The organism is Kitasatospora sp. NPDC017646 (assembly GCF_044329365.1).
Lineage (GTDB): Bacteria > Actinomycetota > Actinomycetes > Streptomycetales > Streptomycetaceae > Kitasatospora.
The window spans coordinates 1-2,306 of record NZ_JBIRJC010000126.1 but is presented as its reverse complement, the minus strand read 5'-3'; the positions used below and the strand labels follow the sequence as shown (position 1 = coordinate 2,306).

The 2,306-nt window shown below is 73.3% G+C and carries 3 protein-coding genes; 2 read left to right on the top strand and 1 reads right to left on the bottom strand.

Annotation, left to right across the window (positions count from 1 at the left end):
• Both ACH4J0_RS43085 and ACH4J0_RS43080 read left to right on the top strand, forming a co-directional pair.
• On the top strand, window positions 1-213 hold a 213-nt coding region (locus ACH4J0_RS43085), incomplete at its 5' end, for a helix-turn-helix domain-containing protein (protein ID WP_396246645.1).
• 106 nt (window positions 214-319) lie between these two features.
• Window positions 320-1,045, top strand: a complete 726-nt coding sequence (locus ACH4J0_RS43080) for an alpha/beta fold hydrolase (protein ID WP_396246644.1) — start codon at window positions 320-322, stop codon at window positions 1,043-1,045.
• A gap of 205 nt (window positions 1,046-1,250) precedes the next feature.
• Here the strand turns inward: ACH4J0_RS43080 and ACH4J0_RS43075 are convergent, their stop codons facing one another.
• Entirely contained in the window at window positions 1,251-2,171 is a 921-nt protein-coding gene (locus ACH4J0_RS43075; RefSeq protein WP_396246643.1) for a VOC family protein, read from the bottom strand.
• Window positions 2,172-2,306 lie beyond the last annotated feature (135 nt).

The window sequence follows — 2,306 nt, the reverse complement described above, 5'->3', positions numbered from 1 at the left end:
GGCCAGTGGGTGCGGCAGCGACGGCTGGACGCCTGCCGCCGGGAGCTGGAGCGCCCGTCCCGTCGGCAGACCAGTGTCTCCGCCGTCGCGCACCGGTGGGGCTTCGTCAGCCATTCCCACTTCAGCCGGGCCTTCCGCGATGCCTACGGGATCTCCCCCCGGGAGTGGCAGGCATACGCCGTGCAGACCGACGGCCTCGATCCGGCCTCCTGAATCAGACCCGCGGCCATCCCGTTGACGCCCGTCCCGTTGGTCGGCGACACGGACTGCCCGTCGACCGTCGCGCCCCGCCACCGGTGCCATTCGAAAGGCAGCAGCCATGCACCCCACCCGGCCCACCATCGTTCTCGTCCACGACGGCTGCTCCGACGCGACCACCTGGTTCGGCGTCATCGCCGAACTCCACCGCCGCAGTCTGACGGCCCTCGCCGTGGCGAACCCACTGCGCGGACTGGCCCATGACTCCGACTACCTGGCCTCCGTGGTCGCAGGTATCGACGGTCCCGTCGTCATGGTCGGCCACTCCTACGGAGGCGCCGTGATCACAGAAGCCGGAGCCGCCCCCAACGTCGTCTCGCTGGTCTACGTGGCCGCCTACCTCCCCGACGTGGGCGAGAGCTACCACGCGCTCGCGAGTCGCTTCGCCCCCTCGCCGTTCCTCTCACAGCTGCGGCGGTCCGCGTTCACCACGAACGACTCCGACCAGGCGATGGAACTCACCGTGCCCAGGGAGTCCTTCCGACCGCTCGTCGCGGCCGACCTCGACCTGGAAGTGGCTCAGATACTCGCCGCACTCCAACGCCCGGTCGCCGAGCGGGTGCTCACCGACGCACCGACCGCGGCGGCCTGGCGCACCAAACCCTCGTGGGCCCTGGTGACCGGCGCCGACCAGGCGCTGCCCCCGTCGATCCAGCGCTTCACGGCACAGCGCGCCGGCGCCACCATCCTCGAGGTGCCCGACGCCTCCCACGCCGTGGCCGTCTCCCGACCGACCACGGTCGCGGAACTCATCCATGACGCGGCCAAGGTTCCCTACGGTCGGTGAATCCCCCGATCGACGAAACCGCACCTGATGAGCGACGAAACGGCCCGCGGTCCCCTGCCGCGAGACGGCGGAGGCGCGGGTCCCCGCCACCGGGGTGGTCGGCGGGGACCCGCGCCTGCGGGCGGGGCTGCTCAGCAATGGTCGTCCGCGATGCGCGAGACCGGTGGCAGGAGCTCGCACAGGCGGCTCACCCACCGGGAGACGGTCACCGGTCGGAGTGGATCTCGGCGATGTAGCCACCGGGGAACTGGACCATGGCGCTGTCTCGGCCGCCCGCCGAGACCGGTCCCCACAGCACCGTCGCGCCGGCGGCCTTGGCCCGGTCCAGGGTCGCTGACAGGTCCGGCACGCCGTAGCCGGTGAGCTCCCGGCCGAACGGGTTGGGCAGGTGGCCGTCCGTCACCGTGACCGTGGTGGTGCCGAAACCGGAGGTGAGACGGATGAGCCGGTACGTCGTCCCGGGCAGGCCGATCGCGGCGCCGTCGGCCTTCCGGTTGTCGGAGACGATGCGGCCCTTGGTGAAGGCGAGGTAGCTGTCCAGGAAGGCGCCGACCGAGTCCGGCGACAGGTAGAGCCGGTTCTCCGGCACGCTGGCCAGGGCCGGGTACGACGTCGGGGCGTTGTGCACGTAGAGCTGGGCGCTGATCCCGCCGGGGAACTGGACGACGGCGTCCCGGCCGATCGGGTCGGCGAACGGCGACACGGTGACGGCGGCGCCGTCGGCGCGGGCGGCGCGGACCGCCTGGTCGAGATCGGTCACCAGCCAGCCGGTGCGCTCGGTGCCGAACGGGTACGGGACGGGCGTGGTGTAGTCGAACACCGAGAGCGTGCCGACCGGCGACACCACCAGCTCGGACAGCGTCCGGCTGGGGGTCGGGGTCACCTGGGTGGAGACCGGCCCGATCGTGGTGCCGCCGAAGGTCGACGTCCAACTGGCCACGAAGGCCTGCTGGGTGCCGGGTGCGACGTAGACGTGGGTGGTGTCGTACTGCGGGCCGACGGCGAACTGCTGGTGCGAGCCCGGCTTCGCCGGGGTGCTCTGGGTTGCCGAGGCCGTGGGGATCGCCGTCAGCGCGGCGACTGCCGCCACCAACGGGACCGCGCGTCGGACGAGTTGAAGCTTCACGGGTGACCTCCTGGTCGTGGTGCGCGCCCGGGGGCCCCGGGGGGGGGGGCGCGGGGCGGGGGGGGGGGGGGCGCCCCCGCCCCCCCCGGGGGGGGGGGCCGGGGCGGGGGGTGCCCCCCGCGGGGGGGCGGGCCG

What these genes read in the sequence shown, in the direction of transcription:
- ACH4J0_RS43080 (WP_396246644.1), top strand. Translation starts at nt 320, where the DNA reads ATGCACCCCACCCGGCCCACCATCGTTCTCGTCCACGACGGCTGCTCC.